At 69.9% G+C, this 26,797-nt stretch carries 25 protein-coding genes, 2 tRNA genes and 1 pseudogene; 20 read left to right on the top strand and 8 right to left on the bottom strand.

All coding sequences use genetic code 11. The features are described from left to right. The first annotated feature begins 89 nt into the window (after positions 1–89). From JAV51_RS08665 to JAV51_RS08625, 9 genes are all read left to right on the top strand, one after another. Positions 90–1,238: a hypothetical protein gene (locus JAV51_RS08665; protein WP_197320161.1), complete on the top strand. Its 1,149-nt coding sequence runs from the start codon at positions 90–92 to the stop codon at positions 1,236–1,238. Further along, on the top strand, positions 1,235–1,906 hold the full coding sequence (locus JAV51_RS08660; RefSeq protein WP_197320160.1) for a class F sortase: 672 nt from the start codon (positions 1,235–1,237) through the stop codon (positions 1,904–1,906). Before JAV51_RS08665 ends, JAV51_RS08660 begins: the two co-directional genes overlap by 4 nt. A 91-nt stretch (positions 1,907–1,997) precedes the next feature. Next, complete coding sequence (locus JAV51_RS08655; RefSeq protein WP_197320159.1) at positions 1,998–3,386, top strand: glycine--tRNA ligase; 1,389 nt, start codon at positions 1,998–2,000, stop codon at positions 3,384–3,386. 12 nt (positions 3,387–3,398) lie between these two features. Then, positions 3,399–4,016: a YdcF family protein gene (locus JAV51_RS08650; protein ID WP_197320472.1), complete on the top strand. Its 618-nt coding sequence runs from the start codon at positions 3,399–3,401 to the stop codon at positions 4,014–4,016. A gap of 123 nt (positions 4,017–4,139) precedes the next feature. Then, a complete protein-coding gene (locus JAV51_RS08645; RefSeq protein WP_197320158.1) occupies positions 4,140–5,438 on the top strand; it encodes a bifunctional o-acetylhomoserine/o-acetylserine sulfhydrylase in 1,299 nt (432 codons plus the stop codon). Next, positions 5,435–6,562 (top strand): homoserine O-acetyltransferase, encoded by a 1,128-nt coding sequence (locus tag JAV51_RS08640; RefSeq protein WP_197320157.1) that lies wholly within the window; start codon positions 5,435–5,437, stop codon positions 6,560–6,562. The genes JAV51_RS08645 and JAV51_RS08640 overlap by 4 nt, the downstream gene beginning before the upstream one ends. A gap of 117 nt (positions 6,563–6,679) precedes the next feature. Next, positions 6,680–7,951: a deoxyguanosinetriphosphate triphosphohydrolase gene (locus JAV51_RS08635; protein WP_197320156.1), complete on the top strand. Its 1,272-nt coding sequence runs from the start codon at positions 6,680–6,682 to the stop codon at positions 7,949–7,951. Between the two features lie 22 nt (positions 7,952–7,973). Beyond that, a complete protein-coding gene (locus JAV51_RS08630; RefSeq protein ID WP_197320155.1) occupies positions 7,974–9,092 on the top strand; it encodes a serpin family protein in 1,119 nt (372 codons plus the stop codon). After that, on the top strand, positions 9,089–10,927 hold the full coding sequence (locus JAV51_RS08625; protein WP_197320154.1) for a glycosyl transferase: 1,839 nt from the start codon (positions 9,089–9,091) through the stop codon (positions 10,925–10,927). Before JAV51_RS08630 ends, JAV51_RS08625 begins: the two co-directional genes overlap by 4 nt. 96 nt (positions 10,928–11,023) lie before the next feature. Here JAV51_RS08625 and JAV51_RS08620 read toward each other — a convergent pair whose 3' ends face one another. After that, positions 11,024–11,968, bottom strand: coding sequence for a sigma-70 family RNA polymerase sigma factor (locus tag JAV51_RS08620; RefSeq protein WP_197320153.1), 945 nt, complete (start codon positions 11,966–11,968; stop codon positions 11,024–11,026). Between the two features lie 58 nt (positions 11,969–12,026). Here JAV51_RS08620 and dnaG point away from each other — a divergent pair, with 58 nt between their 5' ends. The 3 genes from dnaG to JAV51_RS08605 all read left to right on the top strand — a co-directional run bounded on the left by dnaG (position 12,027) and on the right by JAV51_RS08605 (position 15,349). Then, on the top strand, positions 12,027–13,928 hold the full coding sequence (gene dnaG, locus JAV51_RS08615; RefSeq protein ID WP_307845777.1) for a DNA primase: 1,902 nt from the start codon (positions 12,027–12,029) through the stop codon (positions 13,926–13,928). Between the two features lie 4 nt (positions 13,929–13,932). Next, positions 13,933–14,457: a hypothetical protein gene (locus tag JAV51_RS08610; protein WP_197320151.1), complete on the top strand. Its 525-nt coding sequence runs from the start codon at positions 13,933–13,935 to the stop codon at positions 14,455–14,457. Positions 14,458–14,581: 124 nt separating this feature from the next. Continuing rightward, the gene (locus tag JAV51_RS08605; protein WP_197320150.1) at positions 14,582–15,349 is read left to right on the top strand and encodes a trans-aconitate 2-methyltransferase; all 768 of its coding nucleotides are present in this window, start codon (positions 14,582–14,584) and stop codon (positions 15,347–15,349) included. 9 nt (positions 15,350–15,358) lie between these two features. On the opposite strand, the gene JAV51_RS08600 is transcribed toward JAV51_RS08605, so the two are convergent. Continuing rightward, complete coding sequence (locus tag JAV51_RS08600) at positions 15,359–15,601, bottom strand: hypothetical protein (protein ID WP_197320149.1); 243 nt, start codon at positions 15,599–15,601, stop codon at positions 15,359–15,361. Positions 15,602–15,755: 154 nt separating this feature from the next. Between JAV51_RS08600 and JAV51_RS08595 the strand changes: the two genes are divergently transcribed. After that, positions 15,756–15,828 (top strand) — tRNA-Asn (locus JAV51_RS08595). Positions 15,829–15,904: 76 nt separating this feature from the next. Then, on the top strand, positions 15,905–16,057 hold the full coding sequence (locus JAV51_RS08590) for a hypothetical protein (RefSeq protein WP_197320148.1): 153 nt from the start codon (positions 15,905–15,907) through the stop codon (positions 16,055–16,057). A 245-nt stretch (positions 16,058–16,302) separates the two neighbouring features. Here the strand turns inward: JAV51_RS08590 and JAV51_RS08585 are convergent, their stop codons facing one another. Both JAV51_RS08585 and JAV51_RS08580 read right to left on the bottom strand, forming a co-directional pair. Beyond that, positions 16,303–16,818 (bottom strand): hypothetical protein, encoded by a 516-nt coding sequence (locus tag JAV51_RS08585; RefSeq protein WP_197320147.1) that lies wholly within the window; start codon positions 16,816–16,818, stop codon positions 16,303–16,305. 44 nt (positions 16,819–16,862) lie between these two features. Continuing rightward, positions 16,863–17,081 (bottom strand): hypothetical protein, encoded by a 219-nt coding sequence (locus JAV51_RS08580; protein ID WP_197320146.1) that lies wholly within the window; start codon positions 17,079–17,081, stop codon positions 16,863–16,865. A gap of 707 nt (positions 17,082–17,788) precedes the next feature. Here JAV51_RS08580 and JAV51_RS08575 point away from each other — a divergent pair. Continuing rightward, positions 17,789–19,525: a BCCT family transporter gene (locus JAV51_RS08575; RefSeq protein ID WP_197320471.1), complete on the top strand. Its 1,737-nt coding sequence runs from the start codon at positions 17,789–17,791 to the stop codon at positions 19,523–19,525. A gap of 10 nt (positions 19,526–19,535) precedes the next feature. On the opposite strand, the gene JAV51_RS08570 is transcribed toward JAV51_RS08575, so the two are convergent. Together JAV51_RS08570 and JAV51_RS08565 are read right to left on the bottom strand one after the other, a co-directional pair. Next, entirely contained in the window at positions 19,536–20,540 is a 1,005-nt protein-coding gene (locus JAV51_RS08570) for a phosphatase PAP2 family protein (protein WP_197320145.1), read from the bottom strand. A 90-nt stretch (positions 20,541–20,630) separates the two neighbouring features. Continuing rightward, positions 20,631–21,242 (bottom strand): DUF2267 domain-containing protein, encoded by a 612-nt coding sequence (locus JAV51_RS08565; RefSeq protein ID WP_197320144.1) that lies wholly within the window; start codon positions 21,240–21,242, stop codon positions 20,631–20,633. A gap of 155 nt (positions 21,243–21,397) precedes the next feature. Here JAV51_RS08565 and JAV51_RS08560 point away from each other — a divergent pair, with 155 nt between their 5' ends. Further along, positions 21,398–22,498, top strand: a complete 1,101-nt coding sequence (locus JAV51_RS08560; protein WP_197320143.1) for a CapA family protein — start codon at positions 21,398–21,400, stop codon at positions 22,496–22,498. 66 nt (positions 22,499–22,564) lie between these two features. Next, positions 22,565–23,785 (top strand): NRAMP family divalent metal transporter, encoded by a 1,221-nt coding sequence (locus tag JAV51_RS08555; RefSeq protein WP_197320142.1) that lies wholly within the window; start codon positions 22,565–22,567, stop codon positions 23,783–23,785. Positions 23,786–23,821: 36 nt separating this feature from the next. Here the strand turns inward: JAV51_RS08555 and JAV51_RS08550 are convergent, their stop codons facing one another. Next, the gene (locus JAV51_RS08550; RefSeq protein WP_197320141.1) at positions 23,822–25,429 is read right to left on the bottom strand and encodes a serine/threonine-protein kinase; all 1,608 of its coding nucleotides are present in this window, start codon (positions 25,427–25,429) and stop codon (positions 23,822–23,824) included. Between the two features lie 167 nt (positions 25,430–25,596). Between JAV51_RS08550 and JAV51_RS08545 the strand changes: the two genes are divergently transcribed. The 3 genes from JAV51_RS08545 (at position 25,597) to JAV51_RS20215 (ending at position 26,577) form a co-directional block, all read left to right on the top strand. Continuing rightward, positions 25,597–25,670, top strand: a tRNA-Ile gene (locus JAV51_RS08545). 83 nt (positions 25,671–25,753) lie between these two features. Then, positions 25,754–26,209, top strand: coding sequence for a hypothetical protein (locus JAV51_RS20220; protein ID WP_231641709.1), 456 nt, complete (start codon positions 25,754–25,756; stop codon positions 26,207–26,209). A gap of 74 nt (positions 26,210–26,283) precedes the next feature. Continuing rightward, positions 26,284–26,577, top strand: a complete 294-nt coding sequence (locus JAV51_RS20215) for a hypothetical protein (RefSeq protein ID WP_231641707.1) — start codon at positions 26,284–26,286, stop codon at positions 26,575–26,577. Positions 26,578–26,680: 103 nt separating this feature from the next. Here JAV51_RS20215 and JAV51_RS08535 read toward each other — a convergent pair. After that, positions 26,681–26,797, bottom strand: a pseudogene (locus JAV51_RS08535) (IS5/IS1182 family transposase); the annotation flags it as partial.

Below are 26,797 nucleotides of genomic sequence, written 5' to 3'. Positions count from 1 at the left end.
CCTTCGCTCGGTGCTCTACCATCCTAGTGCTCGTGTGCGGATCGTGATCCCGTGCAAGCGTGGCTGTGGCGACGAGGCGAGGGGGCAACGTGAGTCGTGTCGTGTCGACGGTGAGGACCGCCGCGGTGGCCTCCGCGGTCGTGGCGTGCGCGGGCGCTTCGATGGTCTTCGTGCCGACGGCCGCGGCGGAGACCGTGCCGGTGGACGCGGAGACGGGACCGGTGGCGTTCGCCAACGTCGCCTCGTTGTCGGTGGCCGACGACGGCTACGGCAGGCCCGGTGGGTCGGTGATCAGCGAGACGCAGCGCTCCCCGCTGACCCCGGGCACGTCTCGGCTGGGCGAGAGCCGCACGGCCCTGCCGAACTCCGACGGCGAGCGGGCGGCGATGGGCCCGAACTACCGGCTCGACATCGAGCACCACGACGTGAGCGCCGGATTGGCGCCCAGCGGGGTGCCGGAGGCCACCGCGCTCGCCGACTTCTCGCTCACCGACCTGGCCAACGACGTCACCGTGTTGCGGCTGCACCGCGCCGGCACGGCGGCCGTGTGCACGTCGGCCGCGTCGCCGGAGACCGACGCGTCGGCCGTGCGGCTGTCGCTGGTGGACGACCACGGCGAGCTGCAGCCCGTGCCGTTGCCGAAGGACGGCGGCGAGGTGACGCGGGAAGGGCTGCCCTTCGGGCCGCCGGCGGAGATCGGCGAGGACGAGGAGGCCACCTCCGACGTCCGGGTCCGTCCCGTGCGTGACTTCGACGAGCTGTTGCGACAGGACCAGTGGCGCGACGGTGACGTCACGGCCGTGTCGGGTTGGCTCGTGGAGATCGACACCCACGTGCGCCCGGTAGGCCAGGAGCGGCTCGCTCCTCCGTTGCCCGGGGAGGCGGAGCCGCAGGAGTCGACGTCCCCACCGGGGGGTCAGCGGCAGCTTCCGCGCACCGTGCGGACCACGTTCGTGTTGGGCGGGGTGAGTTGCTCGGTGCCGCGTGACTTCGCTCCCGGTGGTGGTGGGCGCGCGGAGCCCGCGGCGCCGCCGCCGTCGGTGCCCGTCACCATTCCGGCCGGGGTCGGAGCACCCGGCGATGTCGTCGATTCCGCCCCGCTCGACGTCGAGCCTGTCCCGCTCGCCGAGCCGACGGATTCCGCGACTGCCTGGGGTCTCGGGCTGCTCGCCGGTGGTGCGGTGTTGGGAGCCGCCGCAGTGGTGCTGGCGCGTCAGTCGAGGTCGTCCCGGTCGTGATCGGCTCGCCGGTGTGGCGGCGCCGGGTCGCCACCGTGCTCGGCGTGCTCGCGGTGGTCGCGTGCACGTCGGGGCTGGCGGTCCTGCGCAGTGCACCGGACACCTCCGGCACCGGTGACGAGACCGGGGAGGAGTCGGTCGTTCCCGCACCGGCGTCGCCGCGGACCTCGGCGAACTCCCGCGACGAGCGCGCGCCCGTCACATCCACGGCACCCGAGACGCAGCCGCCCGACAGCGTTCGGTTGCCGAGCGGGGCGACGTCGACCCTCATCCGGACGGACCTCACCGGCGACGGCACGCTGCCGATCCCGGACGGCGTGTCGGCCGCCGCGTGGTGGGGTGCCGGTTTCGGTGACGACAGCGGGGCCGCTCTCGTCGCCGGGCACGTCAACTGGCACGGTGCGTCCGGTCCGTTCGCCGACCTGCTGCGCCTGTCCGCCGGTGATGCCGTGACCGTGCGCGATGCGGACGGTCGGACGTGGACGTACCGGGTGGACGCGGCGTCGATGCTGCACAAGGACCAGCTCGGTGCCTACGCGCCGCAGTTGTTCTCGCAGGACGGTCCTCACCGCCTGGTCCTCGTGACGTGCGGAGGGGAGTACCTCGGCGGCGAGGGTGGGTACTCGGACAACTACATCGTCACGGCGAGCCTGGTCAGCGGGTCCTGAGCGCCCGCCTCCCCACCGGAGCCCTCGGCCTTCTCGCCGGATACGCTGTGAGTTCCAGAGAAAACCCATTCCGGATGCTTCGGAGCGTGGAGTGCCCGCCAACACCATTGAGACCGTCGTCAACCTGTGCAAGCGCCGTGGCTTCGTCTTCCCGTCGGGGGAGATCTACGGCGGTACCCGGTCGGCGTGGGACTACGGACCGCTCGGCGTCGAGCTGAAGGACAACATCAAGCGCCAGTGGTGGAAGACCATGGTGCAGAACCGCGAGGACGTGGTCGGCCTCGACTCGTCGGTGATCCTGCCGCGTCAGGTGTGGATCGCGTCGGGGCACGTGGGCGCGTTCCACGACCCGCTGGTGGAGTGCCTGTCCTGCCACCGCAGGTTCCGTGCCGACCAGCTCGCCGAGGACTACGCGGAGCGCACCGGCACCGAGACGTCCGAGGACGACCTGTCCGAGGTGCCCTGCCCGAACTGCGGCAATCGTGGCCAGTACACCGAGCCGCGTGAGTTCAACATGATGCTCAAGACCCACCTGGGGCCGGTCGAGTCGGAGGAGGGGCTGCACTACCTGCGTCCCGAGACCGCGCAGGGCATCTTCGTCAACTTCCTCAACGTGCAGACGACGTCGCGCAAGAAGCCGCCGTTCGGCATCGGCCAGATCGGCAAGTCGTTCCGCAACGAGATCACGCCGGGCAACTTCATCTTCCGCACCCGCGAGTTCGAGCAGATGGAGATGGAGTTCTTCGTCGAGCCGGGCGAGGACGAGAAGTGGCACCAGTACTGGATCGACGAGCGCATGAAGTGGTACGTCGATCTCGGTATCAAGGAGGACAACCTCCGGCTCTACGAGCACCCGAAGGAGAAGTTGTCACACTACTCGAAGCGCACGGTCGACATCGAGTACCGCTTCGGCTTCTCGTCCGGGCAGGAGTGGGGTGAGCTGGAGGGCATCGCCAACCGCACGGACTTCGACCTCACCACGCACTCGAACCACTCCGGTGTGGATCTGTCGTACTTCGACCAGGCGTCCGGCCAGCGCTACCGGCCGTTCGTGATCGAACCGGCAGCGGGTGTGGGGCGTCCGATGATGGCGTTCCTCGTGGACGCCTACACCGAGGACGAGGTGCCCAACGCCAAGGGCGGCGTCGACAAGCGCACGGTGCTCAAACTGGACCCGCGGCTCGCGCCGTACAAGGTGGCCGTGCTGCCGCTGTCGCGCAACGCCGACCTCACGCCGAAGGCGCGGGACATCGCCGCGTCGTTGCGCAAGCACTGGAACACCGACTTCGACGACGCGCAGTCGATCGGCAAGCGTTACCGCAGGCAGGAGGAGATCGGCACGCCGTTCTGCGTGACGGTCGACTTCGACACCCTGGACGACCACGCGGTGACCGTGCGGGAGCGCGACTCGATGGCGCAGGAGCGCATCGCGATCGACAAGCTGGAGTCGTACCTGGCGGCGCGCCTGATCGGCTGCTGAGTCGTGTCGAGGCTGACGAGGTGGTTCACGAGGTCGGTCGCCGGGATCGTCCTCGTGGGCCTGCTGATCGTGGGCGGGACGGCGTTCCGCGTCTGGCACGTCGCGCGTGCGGACGAACGTCCCGAGGCGGACGCGATCCTCGTGCTGGGGGCAGCGCAGTACAACGGCAGGCCGTCGGAGATCTTCCAGGCCCGGTTGGCGCACGCGCAGCGGCTCTACGAGGAGGGCGTCGCCGCGACGATCGTGACCACCGGTGGCATGGCCGACGGTGACGCGTTCACCGAGGCCGAGGCGGGCGCGAACTGGTTGCGGGCGCAGGGCGTGCCGTCGGAGGCGCTGTTGGCGGTCGGCGAGGGCAACGACACGTTGCGCTCGATCCGGGCCGCCGCCGACGTGGTGACGCAGCGCGGGTGGAAGCACGTGGTGATCGTCAGCGACCCGTGGCACTCGTTGCGGGCGGGCATCATGGCGGAGGACTCCGGGCTGACGGTGTCGACCTCGCCGACGCACTCGGGTCCGATCGTGCAGACCCGGAGCACCCAGGCGCGCTACATCCTGCGGGAGACGGCGGCGTTGCTGTACTACCGGGTGTCGAAGAACCCCGCCGATCACGTGGATCTCGGTCTGTAGGACGGCTTTCGGCCACCTCACTCGAAAGAGTGAGGTGGCCGTCTCATGCAATGAGAGACATTGGGTGGTACCCGAGGGCTCGATAGCGTCGCTGGTGACAGCCGAGCTCGAAGGAGGAGTCCAGTGACTCAGGGATGGTCGTTCGAGACCAAGCAGATCCACGCGGGAGCGCAGCCCGACCCTGCCACCGGCGCACGCGCGACGCCGATCTACCAGACGACCTCCTACGTCTTCCGGGACACGCAGCACGGGGCCGATCTGTTCAGCCTCGCCGAGCCGGGCAACATCTACACCCGGATCATGAACCCGACCCAGGACGTGCTGGAGCAGCGGGTCGCGGCTCTCGAAGGCGGTGTGGCGGCGCTGGCGTTCGCCTCCGGCTCGGCGGCCACCACGGCGGCGGTGCTGAACCTCGCGGGTGCGGGTGACCACGTCGTGGTCAGCCCCGCGCTGTACGGCGGCACGTACAACCTCTTCCGGCACACCCTGCCCAAGCTCGGCATCGAGGTCACCTTCCTCAACGACCAGGACGACCTGGAGGAGTGGCGGTCGGCGGCGAAGCCGAACACCAAGCTGTTCTTCGCCGAGACGCTCGCCAACCCCGGCAGCAACGTCCTGAACATCCGGGGCGTGGCCGACGTGGCGCACGAGGTCGGGGTGCCGCTGGTCGTGGACAACACGATCCCGACGCCGTTCCTGCTGCGGCCGATCGAGCACGGTGCGGACGTCGTCGTGCACTCGGCCACCAAGTACCTCGGCGGGCACGGCACCACGGTGGCGGGCGTGCTTGTCGACGGCGGCACGTTCGACTTCGGCAAGCACCCCGAGCGGTTCCCCGGGTTCAACGAGCCCGACCCCAGCTACAACGGGCTGAAGTTCTGGGAGGCGCTCGGTCCGGGCGCCTACGCGGCGAAGGCGCGAGTGCAACTGCTGCGGGACACGGGTGCGGCCATCGCCCCGTTGAACGCGTTCCTCATCCTGCAGGGCATCGAGACGCTGTCGCTGCGCATGGAGCGGCACGTCTCCAACGCCAAGGCGCTGGCCGAGTGGCTGGAGCAGCGCGACGAGGTCGAGAAGGTCTACTACGCGAGCCTGCCGTCGAGCCCCTACTACGAGGCGGCGCAGAAGTACCTGCCGCAGGGTGCGGGTGCGGTGCTGTCGTTCGACCTCAAGGGCGGCATCGACGCCGGTCGGGCGTTCGTGGACGGCACCGAGCTGCACAGCCAGCTCGTCAACATCGGTGACGTGCGCAGCCTCATCGTGCACCCGGCCAGCACCACCCACAGCCAGCTCACTCCGGAGGAGCAGCTCGCCAGCGGCGTGACGCCGGGGCTCGTGCGGCTCGCGGTGGGCCTGGAGGGCCTCGAAGACCTCAGGGCCGACCTCGAAGCCGGATTCCAGGCGGCGAAGGCTGCTCAGTGAGCGTGCCGGACAGTACCGGTCTCCCGCCCGTCACCGGTGCGTGGCGGGCGGGAGATCCGCCGGGGCGGCGCCAGTGGTTCCGTCCCGGAGTGGTGCGCCTGGAGTCGGGTGCGGAGGTGCCCGACGTCGAGGTGGCCTACGAGACCTGGGGGACATTGAATGCCGCGCGGTCGAACGCGGTCCTGGTCGAGCACGCGTTGACGGGTGACAGTCACGCGGCGGGGGAGGTCGAGCCCGGCCACCCGAGTCCGGGTTGGTGGGACGGGCTGATCGGGCCGGGCAAGGCGTTGGACACCGACCAGTGGTTCGTGGTGGTGTCGAACGTGCTCGGCGGCTGTCAGGGCACGACGGGACCGTCGTCCGTCGCGCCGGACGGCCGGTACTGGGGAAGTCGGTTCCCGCAGGTCACGGTGCGTGACCAGGTGGCGGTGGAGGTCGAGCTCGCCGACTGGCTGGGCATCGAGCGGTGGGCCGCCGTGCTGGGCGGCTCGATGGGTGGCATGCGGGCGCTGGAGTGGGCGGTCATGGAGCCCGAGCGCGTGGGGGCGCTGATGGTGCTCGCGAGCCCGGCGGCGTCGTCGGCGGACCAGATCGCCTGGGCGTCCCCGCAGATCCACGCGATCCTCTCCGACCCGAACTGGCAGGGCGGCGACTACCACGCCGGTGGACCCGGCGAGGGGCCGCATCGGGGGCTCGGGGTGGCGCGGCGCATCGCCCACGCCACCTACCGCACGGCGGAGGAGCTGAACGAACGGTTCGGTCGACGACGGCAGGGGGAGGACGACCCGCGGTTCGCGGTGGAGTCCTATCTGGACCATCACGCGGACAAGCTCGCGCGCCGGTTCGACGCGGCGAGCTACGTGCTGCTCACCCGGTCGATGAACGGACACGACGTCGGGCGTGGGCGGGGTGGGGTGCGGCAGGCGTTGCGTCGGGTGACCGCGCGGACCATCGCGGTGGGCGTGGACTCCGACCGGTTGTATCCGGCCGAGCAGGTGCGACGCCTTGCCGAGGACATCCCGACCGCGCGTTACGCCGAGATCGCCTCACCGTATGGGCACGACTCGTTCCTCATCGAGACCGAGCAGGTGGCCGCGCTGGTCAAGGAGTTGCTCGACGACTGACCGGGGTGCTCGGCGAGGACGTGGCCGAGCACCCCGCTGGACCGGTGACGTGGTGGACCTCGTCGGCGCGTTGTCGACGGTGCCGGTCGACGACGTCTCGCCGTAAGCTTCCCCGGCATGGGCTACACCACGCACGACGCGCAGCGCCGGTTCCCCGAGAGGCCCAAGTCGTCCGTGCTGCCCGGAGCGCGGGACGACGGTCGCTCGCCGTACGAGCGTGATCGGGCCCGTGTCCTGCACTCGGCGGCTCTGCGCAGGCTCGCCGGCAAGACCCAGGTCGTCGGGCCGGGTGAGGGAGCCGAGGTGAGCGGCGTGCCGCGCACCCGGCTGACCCATTCGCTGGAGGTCGCGCAGATCAGCCGGGGCATCGCGGCGGACCTCGGCGCCGACCCGGACCTGTGCGACACGGCGGGACTGGCACACGACATCGGGCACCCGCCCTTCGGTCACAACGGCGAGGCGGCGTTGGACGAGGCGGCGCGCGCGTGCGGTGGGTTCGAGGGCAACGCGCAGACGTTGCGCATCCTCACCCGGCTGGAGCCCAAGGTGCTCGGTGAGGACGGCGAACCCTACGGCCTGAACCTCACCCGGGCCTGTCTCGACGCGGCGATGAAGTACCCGTGGCCCCGCCGCGACGGCCGACGCAAGTTCGGCGTCTACGCCGACGACCTCGACGCGTTCGCCTGGGTCCGTGACGGCGCGCCCGGCGAGCGCACGTGTCTGGAGGCGCAGATCATGGACTGGGCCGACGACGTGGCGTACTCGGTGCACGACGTCGAGGACGGGGTGCTGGCCGGTCGCATCACCCTCGCCGTGCTGGCGGATGCGCAGGAGCGCGCGGCGGTGGCCGAGCTCGCGGCGAGGCACTTCTGCACGTTCGACGCTTCGGCGGTCGAGGCCGCGGCGCGGGACCTGCTCGACCTGCCTGCCGTGGCCGAGCTGGTGCGTCGCCCCTTCGACGGGACGCCCGCCGCCCATGCGGCGCTCAAGCGCATGACGAGCGAACTCGTGGGCCGGTTCGTGTCGGCGGCCGTCAGCGGCACTCGTGAGGCACACGGGGCGGGGCCGTTGTCGCGGTACGAGGCGTCGCTGGCCGTGCCCGACCAGGTGGCGGCCGAGGTGGCCCTGCTCAAGGCGCTCGCCCTGCGATACGTGATGAGCGATCGGCGACGCCTGGCCCTGCAGGAGGGGCAGCGGCAGTTGCTCACCGAGCTGGTCGAGGTGCTCCCGACGCGGGCACCCGAGGTGCTCGACGTCAACCTGCGCCCGGCCTGGGAGGCGGCACCGGACGACGCCGCCCGCCTGCGGGTGGTCGTGGACCAGGTCGCCTCCCTCACCGATGCCCAGGCCAAGGCCTGGCATTCCTGGCATTTGGGGCGGCATGGTTGACGCGCCACGGTACCGTCGTGGAATGCCCGTCTCCGACGTCGCAACGACACACTTCGATTTCTCGCTCGCCCTGCACAAGGCGCTGGCCGTGCCCGGGAAGAACTCCTGCTTCTCGCCGTACTCGGTGGCCAGCACGCTCGCCCTGGTGGCTCGTGCCGCCCGAGGCGAGACCGCCGAGGAACCTGCCGCGTTGCTCACGAACTCCCCCGACCGCCTCGACGAGGCCGGGGAGTTGCTGGGCGCGGCAGCCACGCTCGACGAGCCACGCAGTGGTCAGGACACCCCGTCGCTCGCCGTGTCCAACACGTTGTGGGTGTGGAACGAGTTGTCGATCAAGTCCGACTTCACCGACGCTCTCGCCGGTGTGCCCTCGGCGGCTGTGCGCGAGGCATCCTTCGTGAAGGATCCCGAAGGCGCGCGTGCCGAGATCAACGCCGACGTCGCCCGCACGACGCGGGACCTCATTCCCGAGTTGCTGTCCGAAGGCACGATCACCGACGACACGGTCGCGAGCCTGGTCAACGCCCTGTACCTGAAGGTCGGGTGGACGGACGCCTTCCGTGCGTCGGACACGGTGGACGAGGACTTCCACTCGCCGTCCGGCGTCGTGCGGACCCCGATGATGCGCGCGACGAAGCGCCTCGGGTACGCAGCCACGGCAGGTTGGCAGCTCGTGGACCTTCCCGCGGTCGGCGGCGTCGCCGCCACGGTGCTGCTGCCCGACCGGCCGTTGGCCGAGGCGGAGCCGGATCTCGACGCGGCCACCGTGCGAGCCTTGCTCGACGCGCGTCGCGAGGCGATGGTGCGGCTGCGCCTCCCCCGGTTGAAGCTGGACACCGGCTGCGCGCTGAAGGAGGCGCTGGGCACGCTGGGCGTGAGCCGGATGTTCCAGGACGACGCGGACTTCGGCGAGCTCACCGACGATCCCCGCCTCGTCGTGTCGGACATGGTGCACCAGGCAGTGTTGCGTCTCGACGAGGACGGGATCGAGGGCGCGGCGGCCACCGCCGCGATGTTCGGGATCGTATCGGCGCCCGCGGGCGAGCCGGTGACCGTGACCGTGGACCGGCCGTTCCTGCTGCTCGTGCGGCACCAGGCCACGGGGGCGCTCTACTTCCTGGCGCGGGTCGTCACACCGTGAGCGCGTCCACGCTGGCTCCCGCCGGCGTGGAGACGCCCACGCCGCGCGGGGCCGGCAGACGGATACCGTGGCCGCAGGTGGCCGATGCGGCGGTCCTGTCGTTCTTCGTCTTCGCCGCATTCCTCCTCTATCGTCCATTGTGGATGAACTTGTCGAGGGGGTACCTGCAGAACAGCGCGCAGGACCAGAACATGTGGGAGTGGTTCTTCGCGGTCACCGCCCACTCGGTGCTGAACCTGGAGAACCCGCTCCACTCCGGGCTGCAGAACGCTCCTGACGGCGTGAACCTCATGGCCAACACGGCCATGTTCGGCCTCGGCATCCCGCTGACGCCGGTGACGGTGCTGTTCGGTCCCACGGTGACGTGGGCGGCCGCGCTCACCGGCGGCATCGCCGGGACGGCCGCCGCGTGGTACTGGGTGATGTCGCGGCACCTGGTCCTCACACGCGCCGGTGCCGCGATCGGGGCCGCGTTCGCCGGGTTCGCGCCCTCGATCGTCTCCCACGGCAACGCGCATCCGAACTTCGTCGCGCTGTTCGTGCTGCCGTTCATCGTGCTGTGGCTGCTCAAACTCGCCCGAGGTGAGCGCGTCGTCCGCAACGGCGTCGTCCTCGGACTGCTGGTGAGCTACCAGATTCTGCTCGGCGAGGAACCCTTGCTCATCGCGGCCACGACCCTGGCCGTGTTCGGGCTCGTCTATGCCGTGCTGCGCCCCGAGGAGGCGTTGTCGACGGTGCGCCCGCTCGCCAAGGGCATCGGCGTGGGCGCGGCAGTGTCGGTGGTGATCGTTGCGGTGCCGCTGTGGTGGCAGTTCTTCGGACCGCAGAGCTACGCGGGTATCGAACACGGTCTGCGCGGCAACGACGTCGCCGCGTTCACGGCGTTCGCCACCCAGACCGTGGCGGGCGACGAGCAGAGCGCCGTCGGGTTGGCGATGAACCCCACCGAGGAGAACGCGTTCTTCGGTTGGCCGCTGGTGATCCTGATGCTCGTCCTCACGGTGGCGTTGTGGCGCGACGTCGTCTCGCGCGCGCTCGCGATCACGATGCTCGGGATGGCGTGGATCTCGATGGGGGCGTTGCTCGTGGTGGACGGCGAGGGCACGTCCATCCCGGGGCCGTGGATGCTGCTGTTCGACGTGCCGTTGTTCGACTCGGTGCTGGAGTCGCGGTTCGCGCTCGGCTGTGTGCCCGTCGTCGGGTTGCTGCTGGCGCGGGCGACGGACCGGGTGTTGCGGCTGCGGGTGCGGCAGGACTGGCGGCAGGCCGCGGCGATCGTGTGGTTCAGCGTCCTCACCTTCGCACTCGTGCCGATCGCGCCCACCGAGCTGGCTGTCGGTGAACGCGGCAAGACCCCGGCGTTCTTCACCGGTGGCGAGTGGCGCCGCTACGTCGACGACGGTTCCGTCGTGGTGGTGCCGGTGCCGAACCCGAGCGACGCCGACGCGCTGCACTGGCAGATCGAGTCGGGGCTGGAGTTCCCGTTGGCGGGCGGCTACTTCGTCGGCCCCGACGGCGGCGGCGATGGGCGGTACGGGCCGCCGTACCGCGCCACGACCTACCTGCTGCAGAAGGTGCACGAGACCGGTCGGGTGCCCGAGCTGACCGACGAGGACCGCCGCAACGCGGTGGAGGATCTGCGGTACTGGCGGGCCGACGTCGTCGTGTTGCCGATCGGTGGTTCCGAGCATCAGGTGGCGTTGCGACAGACGGTCGAAGGATTGCTGGGCAGGGCCGGTGAGATCCGTCGTGACGTGTGGGTGTGGGACGTGCGCACGCTCGTCGACACCCACACCGACGCCGATGTCACGTCGGCTGTCCCGTCCTCACCGTGACGGACCCCTCGGGGCGAGGCGAGGGCCAGGTCACGGATTCCCGGTGTTCCCACCTCGTCGGGCTTCGGGTGACGCGTGCCGGAACCCGGTCCGATGTCACCGCGGAACCCGCGTGAGCTTGTCGGGGTTGACGACGTCGTAGATCGCGACGATCCGGCCGTCGTGGACGGCGACGGCCTGCACGTGCTCGTCAAGGTCCCGGTACCGGCCGCCACCGGGTTCGGCCGGGACGTGAAAGCCGAGGTCGCCGTTGACCAGCACGGGCCGGGCGGTGGCCAACGCCCCCGGCCGGTAGCTGGCGACCACGCCGACCAGGAACCGCGCCACCTTGTCGATGCCGGTGACCACGCGCCGGGCCGTGCGTCCGCGACCGTCGGAGTCGCCGACCAGCCGGATGTCGGGGTGGAGCAGCTCGGCGACCGCGCGCACGTCACCGGAGGCGAGCGCCGTCACCAGCCGACCCAGCACCTCCTGTTGGTGCTCCAGCGGCTCTCGCGGTGGCGGGGACGCGTCGGCGACCGCGCGGCGGCCACGCGAGGCGTGCTGGCGCGCCGCGGCGGTCGAGCAGCCCAGGATGTCGGCGATCTCGTCGAAGGGCACGTCGAACGCGTCGTGCAACACGAACGCCACGCGCTGTTGTGGTGTCAACGTGTCGAGCACGACCATGGCCGCCATGCGCACGGAGTCGTCCCGGACGACGGTGTCGAGCGGGTCGTCGGGACGCGGCGCGCCCAGCGGCGTCACGATCGGCTCCGGCAGCCACTCGCCCACGTATCGTTCCCGCCGCGCGGTGGCCGAGCGCAGCCGGTCGAGGCAGATGCGGCTGAGCACCGTCGTGCACCACGCGCGCAGGTCCCGGATCTCGCGGCGGTCGGCCTCGGCGAGTCCGGCCCAGCGCAGCCACGTCTCCTGCACGGCGTCCTCGGCGTCGGCCACCGAACCGGTGAGCCGGTAACCCACCGCGAGCAGCGGTCCCCGCAGCGCGGCGAACGCGCGGGTGGCCTCGGCGTCGGGTGTCGTGTCGAGGTGATCGGCCGCCATGGCCGAAGTATGAGCCAGGCCAGGAATTCCGTCACGGCCGGTGTTCTACAGTGGGGCAGTGGCGGGACGGATCCGGGAGAGCGACATCGCGCAGGTGCGTGACCGCAATCGGATCGACGAGGTCGTCGGTGAATACGTGGCCCTGCGCAGGGCCGGAGGCGGCGCGCTGAAGGGACTGTGTCCCTTCCACGAGGAGAAGACCCCGTCGTTCAACGTGCGCCCCACGCACGGCACCTTCCATTGCTTCGGCTGTGGCGAGGGCGGCGACGTCATCAAGTTCGTGATGCAGATCGAGCACCTCGGCTTCGTCGAGGCGGTCGAGCGGCTCGCCGACCGGATCGGGCTGCACCTCACCTACGAGGGCGGCGGCACGTCGGTGCGCCGCGACCGAGGTTCGCGGCTGCGGCTGGTGGAGGCACACAAGGCCGCCCAGGCGTTCTACGCCGAGCAACTCACCACTCCGGAAGCCGAGGCGGCGCGGAAGTTCCTCACCGACCGCGGATTCGACCAGTCCGCCTGGACCAAGTTCGGCTGTGGATTCGCCCCCGGCGGCTGGGACCGGCTCACCAAGCACCTCATCCGCAGCGGGTTCGAACTTTCCGAGCTCTACAAGGCGCAACTGTCGAAGGAAGGCCGACGCGGCCCCATCGACCGCTTCCACCGCAGACTCGTCTGGCCGATCAAGGACCGCGGCGGCGACGTCGTCGGCTTCGGCGCGCGCCGCCTCTTCGACGACGACCCGATCCAGGCCAAGTACCTCAACACCAGCGAGAGCCCCGTCTACAAGAAGTCGCAGGTGCTCTTCGGCCTCGACCAGGCCAAGCGCGAGATCGCCCGTCGCCATCAGGTGGTGGTCGTCGAGGGTTACACCGACGTCATGGCCATGCACGAGGCCGGAGTCCCCACGGCCGTCGCGTCGTCGGGCACCGCCTTCGGCGAGGAGCACATGCGCGTGCTCCGGCAGATCATGATGGACGACGACACCTTCCGCGGTGAGGTGATCTTCACCTTCGACGGCGACGAGGCCGGGCAGAAGGCCGCGCTGAAGGCGTTCGAGGGCGACCAGACGTTCGCGGGCCAGACCTACATCGCCGTCGCACCCGACGGCATGGACCCGTGCGAGCTGCGCCTGGCCAAGGGCGACGCCGCCGTGCGGGACCTCGTCGCCCGTCGCATCCCGCTGTTCGAGTTCGCCATCCGCAGCCTGCTCGCCGACTACGACCTCGACTCCGTGGACGGCCAGGTGGCCGCCCTCCAACGCACGGTTCCGCTCGTCGCGCAGATCAAGGACCGAGCCAAGCGCGACGGCTACGCCACCAAGCTGGCCTGGTGGGTCGGGTGGCAGGACGAGGCCATGGTCGTCCGGCGCGTGCGGGAGAGCGCCGGTGCCCCGGTCAAGGCCAACGGCGCCCGCCGCGCACCCGCCCGAGGTGGTGACCAGACCGGAGGACGGCGGCCGCGACAGTTGGAGCGTCCCGACCCGCGCAACCCCGACCTGCGCGCGCAACGCGAGTCGCTCAAGGCCGCGTTACAGGAACCCGCGCTCGCCGGGCCGGAGTACGACGCGCTGCCGGAGGACGCCTTCGTGCACCCCGCGTACGTGGGCGTGCACCGCGCGATCCTCAAGGCGGGCGGCACGAGCAGCGGCCTCACCGGCCCCGCGCTCCTCGAAGCCGCCGCCGCGCACGCCGAGGACCCCACCGTCACGTCCCTGCTGTCGGAGCTGGCGGTGGAGCCGTTGCGGTCGACGGGACAGTCCGACGTGCGCTACGTGTCCAGCGTGCTCGCCGCCGTGCAGGAGAACCTCGTCGGCAGGCAGATCGGCGAGCTGAAGTCGCGATTGCAGCGGCTGTCCCCGGTGGACGCCGCCGAGGATTACCGCGCGCTGTTCGGGGACTTGGTGGCGCTGGAGCAGTACCGCAAGGCGTTGCGGGAACAGGCGATGGGCGGATGGGACTGATCGCGTGAGTGTGTGGCGCAGGCTCTTCGGACCGACCGTGCCCGACGAGATCCGCGAACGGCTGGCAACCGACGAACACGTGCTCGCCGCGACACCCACCGGCACCGGCGGGCACGTCGCCGTCAGCGCGCTCGGCCTGTGGGTGCCCGATGCCGACGGCGCCCGTCGCATCGGCTGGGACCGCATCAGCAAGGCGGTGTGGCGGGGCGACGCCCTGGCCGTGACGGAGGCCGAGATCGCCGACCGCGCCGGTGACGCCGTCGTGCTGCGCGACCTGGAACCCGTGCGGCACGTGCTGCCGAAACCGGGCCGCATTCCCTATCTCGTTCGCCAGCGCGTGGAGGGTTCCATCCGCTCCCGCTACCGCAAGGAGCTGCCCGGCGGCGGCGCGTGGTTCGTGGTCCGCAAGCTCCCCGGCGTCGACGGTGTGGTGCTGCAGGTGCGGCCCGACCCGGGCACCGAACCCGAGGTCGTGCGGAGCATCGCCGAGGAAGCCGCGGCCAAGCTCGCAGGCGGCCCGCGCGAGTAGCCGTCGCCTGGGCCGCTCGCGGTCACGGTGGTCACCGGTGTCGTGGCGTGGGCATCCTCGTGAGTGAGGACTGGCCCGCGGTTCTCCCGCCACTGCGGTCGGAGTCGATCATCGGGAGGTCGTCGTGTGGGACCCGGGGCTCTATCTGCACTACGGCGATCTGCGTGCGCGCCCGTTCCGGGAGCTGGTCGCCAGGGTCGGCGCCGAACGGCCGCGTCGCGTCGTCGATGCCGGCTGCGGGCCGGGCACGCTCACCGCGGAACTGGCGCGGCGCTGGCCCGAGGCGAAGGTGGAGGCGTTCGACAACTCCCCGGAGATGGTGGCGGCGGCGCGCGAGAACGGTGTGGCCGCCGAGCTGCGGGACGTCACGGAGTGGACGCCGAGCCCCGACACGGACGTGGTGGTGAGCAACGCCGTGCTCCACTGGGTACCCGAGCACGAGGCGGTGCTGTGCCGGTGGGTCGAGGCGATGCCTCCGAGGGCGTGGCTGGCGATGCAGGTGCCCGGCAACATGGCGGCGCCCTCGCATCGCGTCGTGCGTGAGGTCGCGGCGAGCCCGCGTTGGGCCGAGCGACTGCGGGACGTGCGATTGCGCGGCACCGAGTCGGTGCTCGAACCGATGGACTACGCGGACCTGTTCGCCGACCTCGGCTGCGACGTCGACGCCTGGGAGACCACCTACGTGCAACGGCTGGAGGGCGACGACGCGGTGCTGGAGTGGATCACCGGGACGACGCTGCGCCCGATCGCCGCCGCTCTCGACACCGACGAGTGGGACGCGTTCCGCCGCGACCTCGCCCCGCTGCTCGACGAGGCGTATCCGCCGCGCGAGGACGGGACGACGTGGTTCCCGTTCCGGCGGATCTTCGTCGTGGCGCGCACTCCGTCCTGAGCCGCGACCTCACCGAGCGTTCGAGGACACGTGCCCGTCGGGGTTGTGCGCCGCACCGTGCCGCTTGTGGGTGAACGGCAGCCGCTCGCCGACCTTCTCGCCCAACTTCGCGCGCGCCACCCCGGCCGCGCCCTGCACCGCCGGATGATCGGCGAGTCTGCGGTAGGTGCGCACGATCTGCTCGTACCGGGCGCGCCCCGCGCGAGCGCCGAGAACGTAACCCGCGGCGGCGCCCACCAGGAACATCTTCATCGCGGACCTCCAGAGGCGGATCAGGTTCTCACCATTGTCGCCCAGCGGCCCCCACCCTGCCGGGCAGTGAAGGAGGGGGGTGGTGTGCGGGGCCGAAACGGGGTGCGCTAGAGTATCTCGCGTCAGGCCGGAGAGATCCGGTCAGGCGAAACGGTCCTCCGTAGCTCAATTGGCAGAGCATTCGGCTGTTAACCGAAGGGTTGCTGGTTCGAGTCCAGCCGGGGGAGCCGAAAAGCCCAGGTCAGACGGCCTGGGCTTCCTTTTTGGCCGAGTGACAACAAGGCGAAAGTTAGCATGGTCTCGGTGGTGTCGAAGTCGCCGACGGCCACTTCCCATTCGCGGGTGCCGTCGATGCCGTCGTGCTCGATGCGTTTGATGGACAGCGTCGCGCCGGTGTGGGTCTGCCGCAGGCGCATCCAGGTCGACGTGTCGCCGGGCACGACGTCGTACACGTAGCGCCGTTGCAGCGTCCGGGGCTGGACCAGCGTGGCGCGGCTGTTCAGCAACGCGGTGATGGCCTCGCGGTCGACGTCCAGCGCCTTCGCCTCGTACTCGATCGGCACGTGCTCCACTCCGTCCTGCTGCATTCGAATTGCGCGCAGGAACAGTACAGCGGTGACCGCGCTCGGCGGAAAGTCCACAGTGGATATGCACCTCGACCCCGGTTCCCCGACAACGAACCGGGGTCGTTGTGGCCGGCCTCAGAACGTCGACGAATCGTCCGGATCGCCGAGGGTGAGCCCGAAGTACAGAGTTCCGTCGATGACGTCGGCCTCGTCCGCCCATACGATGCCGCGATGGACGTTGCCGACGGTCACGCCGTAGCGGTCCTCGTCCGCGGGGACGTCGGGAATGGTGAAGCTGAACTCGCCGGACCCCACGCTGCTTTCGAGACGGCCGAGGGCGATGACCTCACGCTTGGAGTTCACCACCTCGACCTGGGCTCCGTCATGGATGTCCTGGTACCCGATTCCGCCGTAGCCGTGGACGGTCATGGTGCCGCTGACGGTGATGGTGCCCGGCGTGAGCGCGAGGACGAGAGCCAGCGCAATGCCCGCCACGGCGACGACCGCGCCGATGACGAGCCACGGCAGCACTCGGTGATGCGTCGGCTGTGGCGCGCCGACCGGAGCGACGGGGACGTGGGTCGCGTCGGGGTAGGGAATGGCGAGGTGGGCGAAGTTGTAGCCGTACTGACCTGGGATGGGGGTCGACATGAGGACTCTGTCTCCTGGTGCGATGGGTTGGCTGGTCTTCGGCGTCAGAGCGTGTAGTCGGTGAACCCGAGAAGCAGGATCAGGAGAACCGCGAACGCCAGGGTGAGGACGTTGCACACGACTCCCGCCACGGCTTTGCCGTTCTTCGCGCCTCTCCGCTTGTCCACGCCGTTGCCCGTCGCAGCCAGTGGAAGTCCGACGAGCGCGGTGATCACGGCGAGGAGCCTGATGGGGGCGACGAGACTCACGATGCCGAGAACCATCCCCGCGATGCTCATCCCGGACGCGCCTGGGGACTGAGCCGACAGCGGGTAGCCGTTCCCGTAGGGCTGCGGATGGCCGTAAGGCTGCGGCCATGGGCCGGTGTGAGGGGCCTGGGCCGGAACTGGCGCTTGATGCGTCACTGAGCTTCCTCTCGCGCTCGTTGAGTGGTTTCGCGGGCGACGACGCGCCTGATGGAGTGGGCGTCGTTCGGTGAAGCCAGTGCTGTTCAGGCCATGACGCGAAAAGACCTGGAGATCACCTCTTCGGGTGAAGTTCGCGCAATACGGCGGCAGCCCTCAACGAGCTTCCGGCAGGGAAACCGCTTTCCCTGCGACGCGGTCCCAGTCGGGACAGAAGGTGCGGCCGCCGTCATCCCGTCCGATGCCCGCGCGCCGTCAGCGTCGCGAATCTGCCCACCGGCCGACGTCGACGAGATCATCGTCCGCCCGGCAGCCCAACGCTGACCGAGGGCGGGGAGGGGGCCGCCGATCGGGTGGCGGACAGGTGACTCCCGGTGAGAGTCACCCGCCGCCCGGCGGTTGTGATCACATCGACATCTCCGTCGCGGGTTCCCTCGTCACAGGTTTCCGACCAGCGGTTGCGGGATACCTGTGGGCGCAGGACCACGGGCCGATGATCACCCGTTTGGTTGACACGGATTGTGATCATCGATAGCTTGCCGGGCCTGCATGGAGGGAGATCAATCATTCTGAAGAAGTTGGAACGGGCGCTGGGGTTGAGGACGAATCCCGTCATCTTCTTTAGCTCCGCGATGTTGGCCTTGATTTTCGTCGTGGCGTCCATCGCGTTCACCGACGAAGTCGACGGAATCTTCCGAGCCGCGTCCGACGCGGTGAAGACGAATCTCGGCTGGTTCTACATCCTGGGCGTGACGTCTTTCCTGGGATTCCTGCTCTGGATCGCGTGCAGCCGATACGGCCACGTTCGCTTGGGGGGCAAGGATTCCCGCCCCGAGTACAGCAACCTGAGCTGGTTCGGGATGTTGTTCGCGGCGGGCATCGGCACGATCCTGATGTTCTGGGGCGTCGCCGAACCCATCAACCACTTCGCGAACCCGCCGTTCAGCGGGGCCCACGAAGAGGTGGGGGAGCTGGCGGAGACCGCGGGTACCGCGGAGCAGTTCGCGGAGGGCCTGCGGGAGCTGCCGGTCGACGCCGGTGCGACGGCGCCGTTGAGCACGGGCGCGGCGAACGAGGCGGTCGGCTTCGCGTTGTATCACTTCGGATTCCACACGTGGGCGATCTTCTCGCTGCCCGCGTTGGCGTTCGCCTACTTCGCGTACAAGCGGGGACTGCCGTTCCGGGTGAGTTCGATCTTCCACCCGATCCTCGGTGACCGCATCAACGGACCGATCGGCAAGACCATCGACGTGGTCGCCGTGGTCGGCACCTTGTTCGGCGTGGCCGTGTCCATCGGCCTGGGCACGTTGCAGATCAACAGCGGATTGAACGGCCTGTTCGGCATCGAGATCAGCGGCACGGTGCAGATTCTCATCATCGCGGTGGTGACGACCATTGCGACGATCTCCGTGGTGACCGGTCTCGACAAGGGCGTGAAGTGGCTGTCCAACATCAACATCGGCATGGCCGTCGCGTTGTTGTTGTTCATCCTGTTCGCCGGCTCCACGGTGTTCCTGCTGCGGGGCGTCATCGAGAGCACCGGCAACTACCTGAGCATGATCGTGCCGTTGTCGTTCTGGAACGACACGCTGCCCGCCGGGGACTGGGGCTGGCAGGGCAGTTGGACGGTGTTCTACTGGGCGTGGACGATCACGTGGGCGCCGTTCGTCGGCATCTTCGTGGCGCGCATCTCCAAGGGCCGCACGGTGCGCGAGTTCGTGCTCGGTGTGCTCGGCGCGCCGGTCGCGTTCTCGATCATCTGGTTCAGCATCTTCGGGATGTCCTCGATCAACATCGAGTGGAGCGACCCGGGTTCGCTGGTCGGTCCGGTCGTGCAGGAGGGTGACACCGCCGCCGCGTTGTTCTCCTTCCTGGAGCACTTCCCGGCCAGCGAAGTGCTGATGGCGTTCTCGGTGTTGATCGTCGTCATCTTCTTCACCACGTCGGCCGACTCGGCGTCGCTCGTGGTGGACATGTTGACCTCGGGCCGGACCACGAACACGCCGGTCCGCCAGCGAGTCTTCTGGGCCGTGCTGTCGGGTGTGGTGGCCGCGACGCTGATCGCCGCCACGGGCCAGGAGGCGTTGCAGGCGCTCGAACAAGTGATCACGGTGCTCGGGCTGCCGTTCTTCCTCATCGCGTTCGTGATGATGTATTGCCTGGTCAAGGCCATGCGCAAGGACATCCCCGAGGAAGAGCTGCTGCCGCGCAGGGCCAGGCTGCTGTTGGAGCAACACCGGGTGCTCCAACAGCAGGGGGACAAGCCCAAGCAGGAGCCGGAGTCCGAACCGGAACCGAGCTGAGAACCGCCGATCAGCGGCGTCGGGGCGGCCGCGGCCCGCGTGGTGGCCGTGGCCCCGGTCGACGCCGCTGATCGTCGTGGGTGGGCCAGTGCGGCGTGCGCGGCAACGGCCGGGTCGGGGTGTCGTCGAGTCGCACCGACGTCGGTGCGAGCAGCCGGGTGTCGTCGTCCAGCTCGTCGAGCGGGGCGCGGGTCCTGGCCGCCGTCGGCGTCGCGGGCTCGGGCTCGTCCGCCAGGTCCGCGTCGTCCCGGTCGTCGGCGTCGTCGACGTAGTCCGTGACCTTCGCGTCCTCGGGTTCGGGGTCCGGCTCGGCGGCGGGAGCGGACGCCGGTTCGCCCGGGCCGAGTACCAGGGCACCGAGGCGGTGCGGGCGGTAACGGTCGACCAGCGGCACGGTCCAGCGTGGCGCGACCGCCAGGGCAGCGGCGACCACGGCGACGCCGAGTCCGAAGCCCACCACCACGTCGTGCGGGTAGTGCGCGCCCACGACGACGCGGGAGAACGCCACCAGCGCGCCCAGCCCCAACGCGGCGATGCCGATGCGTCCGCGCAGACACAGGAACACTCCCATCGCGGCGGCGCCCGCGATGGTCGAGTGGTTGCTCGGGAACGACCAGTCACCCAGCTCCGGGCACTCGGCCAGCGGGCGGGCACCCGGCACCGCCCGGCACGGTCGTTCCTCCTGGATGAAGAGCTTCGCGATCTCGCTGGTGGCATAGGCGGCGACGGTGGCGACCGAGGCCGACACCACGGCGGCCATGGCCTTCGCCGGGCCGCTGCGGGCGCGCCACCACGCGAGCAGCAACAGCAGCCCCAACACGACGATCCCGGCTTCGGTGAAGAACACCGCGAAGCTCTGCAGCCAGCCGGGTGCGGCATTGGCGCCGTCGAGCACCGCCTTGTACCACTCGGCGGAGAAATCGGGAACGCCGTCGACCTCCAGGGCCTCGTCCTGCGCGGCGAGGCCGCCGGTGGGGTGGACGACGGGAACGGTCCGGATGACCGGGACAGGCATGTGGGCGACTCCTGGTTGAACGAGCGTCAACGCAGTGTATTGATCACGCCGTCGTCGTCCCGGAGCTACCCGGACCCGCCCGGCCGTCGGTCAGGACAGGCCCTGCTGGGGCAGCATCATGTCGTCGGGCGTGAGTGCCTCGGGGTCGCGGGCGAGTCCGGAACGCTCCCGGTCGGACAACTCCCGACTCAGATCCATCACGGCGCCGACGAGGAATTCGACCTTGCGGCGCAGCTCGCGAAGCTCGTCGTCGGAGGAGGCGCGGGCGTTCGGGACGGCCGGGGCGGGCGCGAACATGTCCCGCAGATCGCGGGGCAGGTGCTCCAGGGTGTGTTCGAGCGAGCCCGGTGAGAGCTGTTCCCGCATGCCTTCCGACACGCCACGCACGGCCCGACGCACGTCACCGCGTCGGATGCCCGCCTCGGCCGAGATGCGGTCGATGCAGTCGTCGCAGTCGAAGCGCAGCGGCACCTTGCTCGGCTTCCAGCCGTCGTAGAAGGTGCCGCGCAGCAGTTCGGGGAGCTGGGCGGCGAAGTGGGCCGCGCCCTCCACGGTGAGGCGATCACGGAGCGCGTGGAGCCAGGCCCGCAGCACTCGGTAGGTGTAGCGGCGGTCGCGGGTGCCGAGCGCCTCGCCGATGCCGGCGAGCCACTCGTGGGCGGTGTTCTGCGCGCGGGTGAACGGGTCGCTGGTGTGCGTCATGAGGTCCTCCCGGGGTGGCGTCCACTCCGCTGCCAGTGTCGAAGGGTCTCGGCCGAGGTCACAGAGTCGAACGGCTCATCGTCGGGCGCGCGACTTCCCCCGCGTCGTCGGCCGCGCCCATGATGGGATCGGAACCCGTTGGTGGGGCGGCGACGATGGCAGCGCTGAAGCTCTTCCTCGCCGGTGACGTGATGCCGGGGCGAGGGATCGACCAGGTGCTTGCGCATCCCGGCGATCCTCGGCTGCGGGAGTCGGTCGTGCGGGACGCGCGCTACTACGTGCACGCGGCGGAGCAACGCAACGGGCCGTTGCCGCGTCCGGTGCCGTTCTCGTGGCCGTGGGGCAGCGCGCTGGGGGTGATCGACCGGGAGGCCCCGTCGGCGCGGATCGTGAACCTGGAGACGAGCGTGACGCGGGCCCGGGCGTTCGCGCCCGGCAAGGCGGTGCACTACCGCATGTCACCGGACAACGTGCCCGTGTTGCTGGTGGCGCGGCCGGACGTGTGCGTGCTGGCGAACAACCACGTGCTCGACTTCGGTCGTCGCGGGCTGACGGAGACGCTGGCGGTGCTGGCGCGGGCGGGTTTGCGCACGGCCGGCGCGGGGCACGACGCCGCCGAGGCCGCCCGGCCCGCCGTCGTGCCGACGCGGGAGGGACGCGTGGTGGTGTTCGCGGCGGCGGCGACCACCAGCGGCGTGCCCGTCGAGTGGGCGGCGGGGCCACGCGAGCCGGGCGTGCGCGTGCTGGAGGGCGCCGTGGTCGAGCTGGAGGAGCAGGTCGCCGACGCCAAACGGGACGGGGCGCTGGTCGTGGTGTCGCTGCACTGGGGCTCCAACTGGGGTTACGGCGTCGGCGCACGCCAGGTGGCGGTCGCGCACCGGTTGGTGGACGCTGGGGCGGACGTCGTGCACGGGCACTCCTCGCACCATCCGCGACCCATCGAGGTGTATCGGGACCGGCTCGTGCTCTACGGGTGCGGCGACCTGCTCGACGACTACGAGGGCATCAGCGGGTTCGAGCGCTACCGCGGTGACCTGCGGCTGCTCTACTTCCCGACGCTCGACGCGGACACCGGGGCCCTGGTCGAGCTGCGCATGGTGCCGATGCAGGCGCGGCGGCTGCGGCTGCAACCCGCGGGGTCACGGGACCGCGAGTGGCTGCGATCGGTGCTGGCTCGCAGCAGCGCGCCGTTCGGCACGGGTGTCGAGGACGTCGACGGCGTGTTGCGGCTGACGTGGCCGGGAAACGTTCTCTGAGAGTCTTGCGGGATTGTTCAACAACTCTGTACCTTGTGCCGAACCCACGAGGATCGGAGTCCTGCGATGACCGACAAGCTCGGCGCGACGAAGTCCCCGTCGGCGGTCTCGAAGAGCACGCTGCTGGGGGCGGTCTTCCTGATGGCGACCAGCGCCATCGGTCCCGGCTTCATCACCCAGACCACGACGTTCACCGTGCAGCTGGGGGCGGCGTTCGCCTTCGCCATCCTCGTGTCGATCCTCGTCGACATCGCCGTGCAGCTGAACGTGTGGCGGGTCGTCGGCGTCTCCGGCCTGCGCGCCCAGGATCTCGGCAACCGTGTGCTCCCCGGCCTCGGCTACCTCATGGCCGCGCTCGTGGTGTTCGGCGGGCTGGTCTTCAACATCGGCAACGTGTCGGGCACCGCGCTGGGCCTCGACGCGCTGTTCGGTCTCGACGTCAAGATCGGCGGTGCGCTTTCCGCGCTCGTCGCCGTGGCCATCTTCGTCAGCAAGCGCGCCGGGGTGGCGATGGATCGCCTCGTCGTGGTCCTCGGCCTCGTCATGATCGCCCTCACCGTCTACGTCGCCGTCGTCTCCGGCCCGCCGGTCGGCGAGGCGTTGCGGCAGTCGATGGTGCCCGACACGGTCGACTTCCTCGTGATCACCACGTTGATCGGCGGCACCGTCGGCGGCTACATCACCTACGCGGGCGCGCACCGACTTCTCGACGCGGGCGTCAGCGGGCCGGAGCAGGTCGCCCAGGTCAGTCGCAGCTCCATCACCGCGTTGCTGGTGACGGGTCTGATGCGGGCGGTGCTGTTCCTCGCCGTGCTCGGGGTCGTCGCGGGCGGGGCGAGTCTGGCCGGCGCCAACCCGGCGGCGGAGGCGTTCCAGACGGCCGCGGGCGAGGTCGGGCTGCGCCTGTTCGGCATCATCCTGTGGGGCGCGTCGGTGACCTCGGTGATCGGCGCCTCGTACACGTCGGTGTCGTTCCTGGTGTCGTTCTCGCCGGTGCTGAAGCGGCGCCGCAACTGGCTGGTGATCGGCTTCATCGCCATCTCCACCACCGCGTTCCTGCTGCTCGACCAGGCGCCTACCACACTGCTGGTGCTGGCCGGGGCGGTGAACGGACTCATTCTGCCCGTCGGCTTCGGCGTGCTGATGTGGGTGGCGGCCCGGCGTCGCGACCTCCTCGGCGGCTACCGCTACCCGCGCTGGCTCGTCGTCATCGGGGTCGCCGCGTGGCTGCTCACCGTGTATCTCGGCTGGAACTCGCTGAGCCAGCTCGGCACGCTCTGGACCTGAGGCCCACCCGGGGGCGCCGCACGCGGCGTCCCCGCCTCAGTGTTCCTTGTCCTTGTCCTTCTTCGGCTTCTTCTTCTCCTTCTTTTTGTCCTTCTTGTCCTTCTCCTTCTTCTTGTCCTTCTCCTTCTTCTTGTCGTCCTTCTTCTTGTCCTTGGGCTTCTCCGGCGGCGGCGGGGGCGTGGTGGTCTCGGCGTGCAGGAGGGTGTCGCTGAGGATCACGACGGACCCGTCCTCCCGGCCGATGCCGAGCTGGTGGTACTCGGTGACGGTCACGCCCGACCGCAACGTCAGCCGCACGCCGACGTGCACGGTGTCCTCGCCGATGACACGCGGCGCCGACACCGTCGTCAGCGACCGGACCTTCGACCACTCCTCGGTGAAGTTCTGCTCCCCCTGCAATCGCAGCGCGGGGCCGAACATCGCGAACGCGGCGCGGGGATTGTGGGGGAGCTGGGCGTAGTGGTCCTCGACCACGGTGAGCATGTCGGCCGACGACACCGGCACGGAACTCGACGTGGTCGGGGGCGTCGGGATCGGAATGGGCGCGGCGGTGGAGCTGCCTCCGCCGCTGGAGGCGACCGCGACCGTCACCGCCGTGGCAACCGCCGCGACCCCACCCCCGACCGCGAGGGCGACCGTGCGGCGCGAACGTCGCGGCGGTTGCAGCACCGGGGGCTCCGGCTGGAGCGACGGCGGCGGCGGAGGGACGTCGCGTAGCGGATGCAGGTCCAAGCGCGTGCCGCCGGCCTGCGGGCGCGGCGCCTTCACCGGCCGCAGTGGTTGCGTCAACTCCTCCGGCGTCGGCGCCAACACGGGGTCGCGCCCCTCGGCGACCGCGCGCAACAGGTCGCGGGCCTGCGCCGCCGACGGCCGCCCCGCAGGGTCGACCACGAGCAGCCGATCGAGCACCGGCGTCAACGTTCCCGAGCGACGAGGCCGCGCCGGAGCCCCGCCCGCGACCCGGTAGAGGACGCCGAGGGTGTTGTCCTCGTCCTCCCCGAACGGCGGTGTCCCCTCGACGACGGCGAACAGCAACGAGCCGAGCGAGAACACGTCCGACGCCGGACTGGCAGGCCGCCCCCGCGCCACCTCGGGTGCGAGATAGGCGGGCGTGCCCGCGACGACGCCGGCCTGCGTCACCGTCACGTCCCCACCGGCGTGTGCGATGCCGAAGTCCGCGAGCTTCGCGGTGCCGTCCCCGCCGAGCAACACGTTGGCGGGCTTGACATCCCGGTGCACGATGCCCGCGTCGTGCGCGGCGGCCAACGCGGCCGCCACCTGAGTTCCGATGATCGCGGCGGCGCGCGGCGTCAGCGGACCGTCCGTCACCACCGCGTCCGCGAGACTGCGCGCCGGGAAGTACTCCATCACCAACACCGGAAGCCCCCGGTGCTCCACGACGTCGTGCACGGTGACGGCGTTCGGATGCTGCAACCGCGCGGCGATCCGCCCCTCCCGGTGGGCGCGCTCGCGAGCCTGAGCCGCTGCGGCGGCGTTCAACCCCGGCTGCAGCAACAATTCCTTCACCGCGACCGGCCGCCCCAACCGCTCGTCGACGGCCTGCCACACGGTGCCCATCGCGCCACTGCCGACCTGCCGCTGCACCCGGTAACGCCCCGCGAGCAACTCACCGACTTCTGTCACGCGATCAGGGTAGAGACGGCTCCGAAGCGTGCCACGGCGGCCACGTTCCGCGCGTGTTCGGGACGAGAAGGACGAACCGTCCACACCAGCAGCAGACCCGATCCACCAACCCCGGGCGCGCTATAGTTCGGTCGCTGGGAACGACGGACACCGCGGACCCCAGCGAGGGGCCGGTAGCTCAGTCGGTTAGAGCAGGGGACTCATAATCCCTTGGCCGTGGGTTCGAGTCCCACCCGGCCCACACATCTGACCAGGGCTCTTGGTCGGCGTCAAGATCAACCATTGCTGGCTGTCCATGGTGTTGTCTACGGACAGCTCGTTGACGTGCCCGCTGAGCTGGCTGGACGCTGTGCCTATGGCTCGATCAACTGGGGACGTCGATCGACGCGGACGAGCAACATAAGAAAGCGGGGCAACTCGCTGCAGGTGCGGGTCTACTCGGGCGTCGATCCGGTGACCGGCAAGGAGCTCTACCTCTCGAAGACCATTAGGGGTACCGATACGGCCGCCCGGCGACGTGCCGAGAAGGCCCTGACGAGGCTGCAAGCGCAGGTCGATCAGCAACGCGCGCCGAGTACGTCGGTGTCGTTCTCCTATGCCATAGACGAGTGGCTGCGCTCGGCGGACATCGAGCCGACCACCCGCCATGGGTATGTCGGCTACATCGAGCGCACCATCCGCCCGGCGCTCGGTGACGTGTCCGTCAGCAAGCTGAACGCGCGCATGCTCGAAACGCTGTACGGGGAGCTACGGCGTTGCCGAATTCGCGGTAGTGGCTAGCTTTCTGTCGAACACCGGGCGGAAGGCGAGCACGACTGTAAGAAGGCCCAGTGCAGTCACACGGTTGCAAGCCAATGGCGTCATCCACGGTCCGCCAGATTCGCGCGATCACCAGTGGTGTGCTCAACGCGGCGGTGCGTTGGGATTGGATCGCGTCCAACCCGGCGAAGGTGGCTCAGCGGCCACGTCAGCCACCGCCACAGCCGAACCCACCGTCACCGGAGCAGGCCGTGCGGATGGTAAAGAAGGCTTTCCAGTTGGACGAGGCATGGGGCACGCTCGTGTGGCTGGTGATGACCACGGGCATGCGTCGAGGTGAAGTCTGCGCGCTGCGCTGGTCCCGCATCGACCTGGACGCGAAGGCATAGTCGAGGTGCGCAGCAGTTACACGACGTTGAAGGGTGTCGGTCGGGAAAAGGATACGAAGACAGATCAAATGCGTGGAATATTACTGGATACTTAGAGCGTGTCTCACTTGGCTTGTTTGAGCTTCTTGAAGCAGGTCAGTGCGGCGGCGAGGGCGAGGAAGCCTTTGAAGGCATCGGCGCGGCGTTCGTAGCGGATGGTCAGGCGTCGGTAACCGGCCAG

This window comes from Saccharomonospora sp. NB11 (assembly GCF_015910535.1).
Classification (GTDB): Bacteria; Actinomycetota; Actinomycetes; order Mycobacteriales; family Pseudonocardiaceae; genus Saccharomonospora.
Note: the sequence above shows the minus strand (reverse complement) of the source record. Positions and strands in the feature narration are given on the sequence as shown.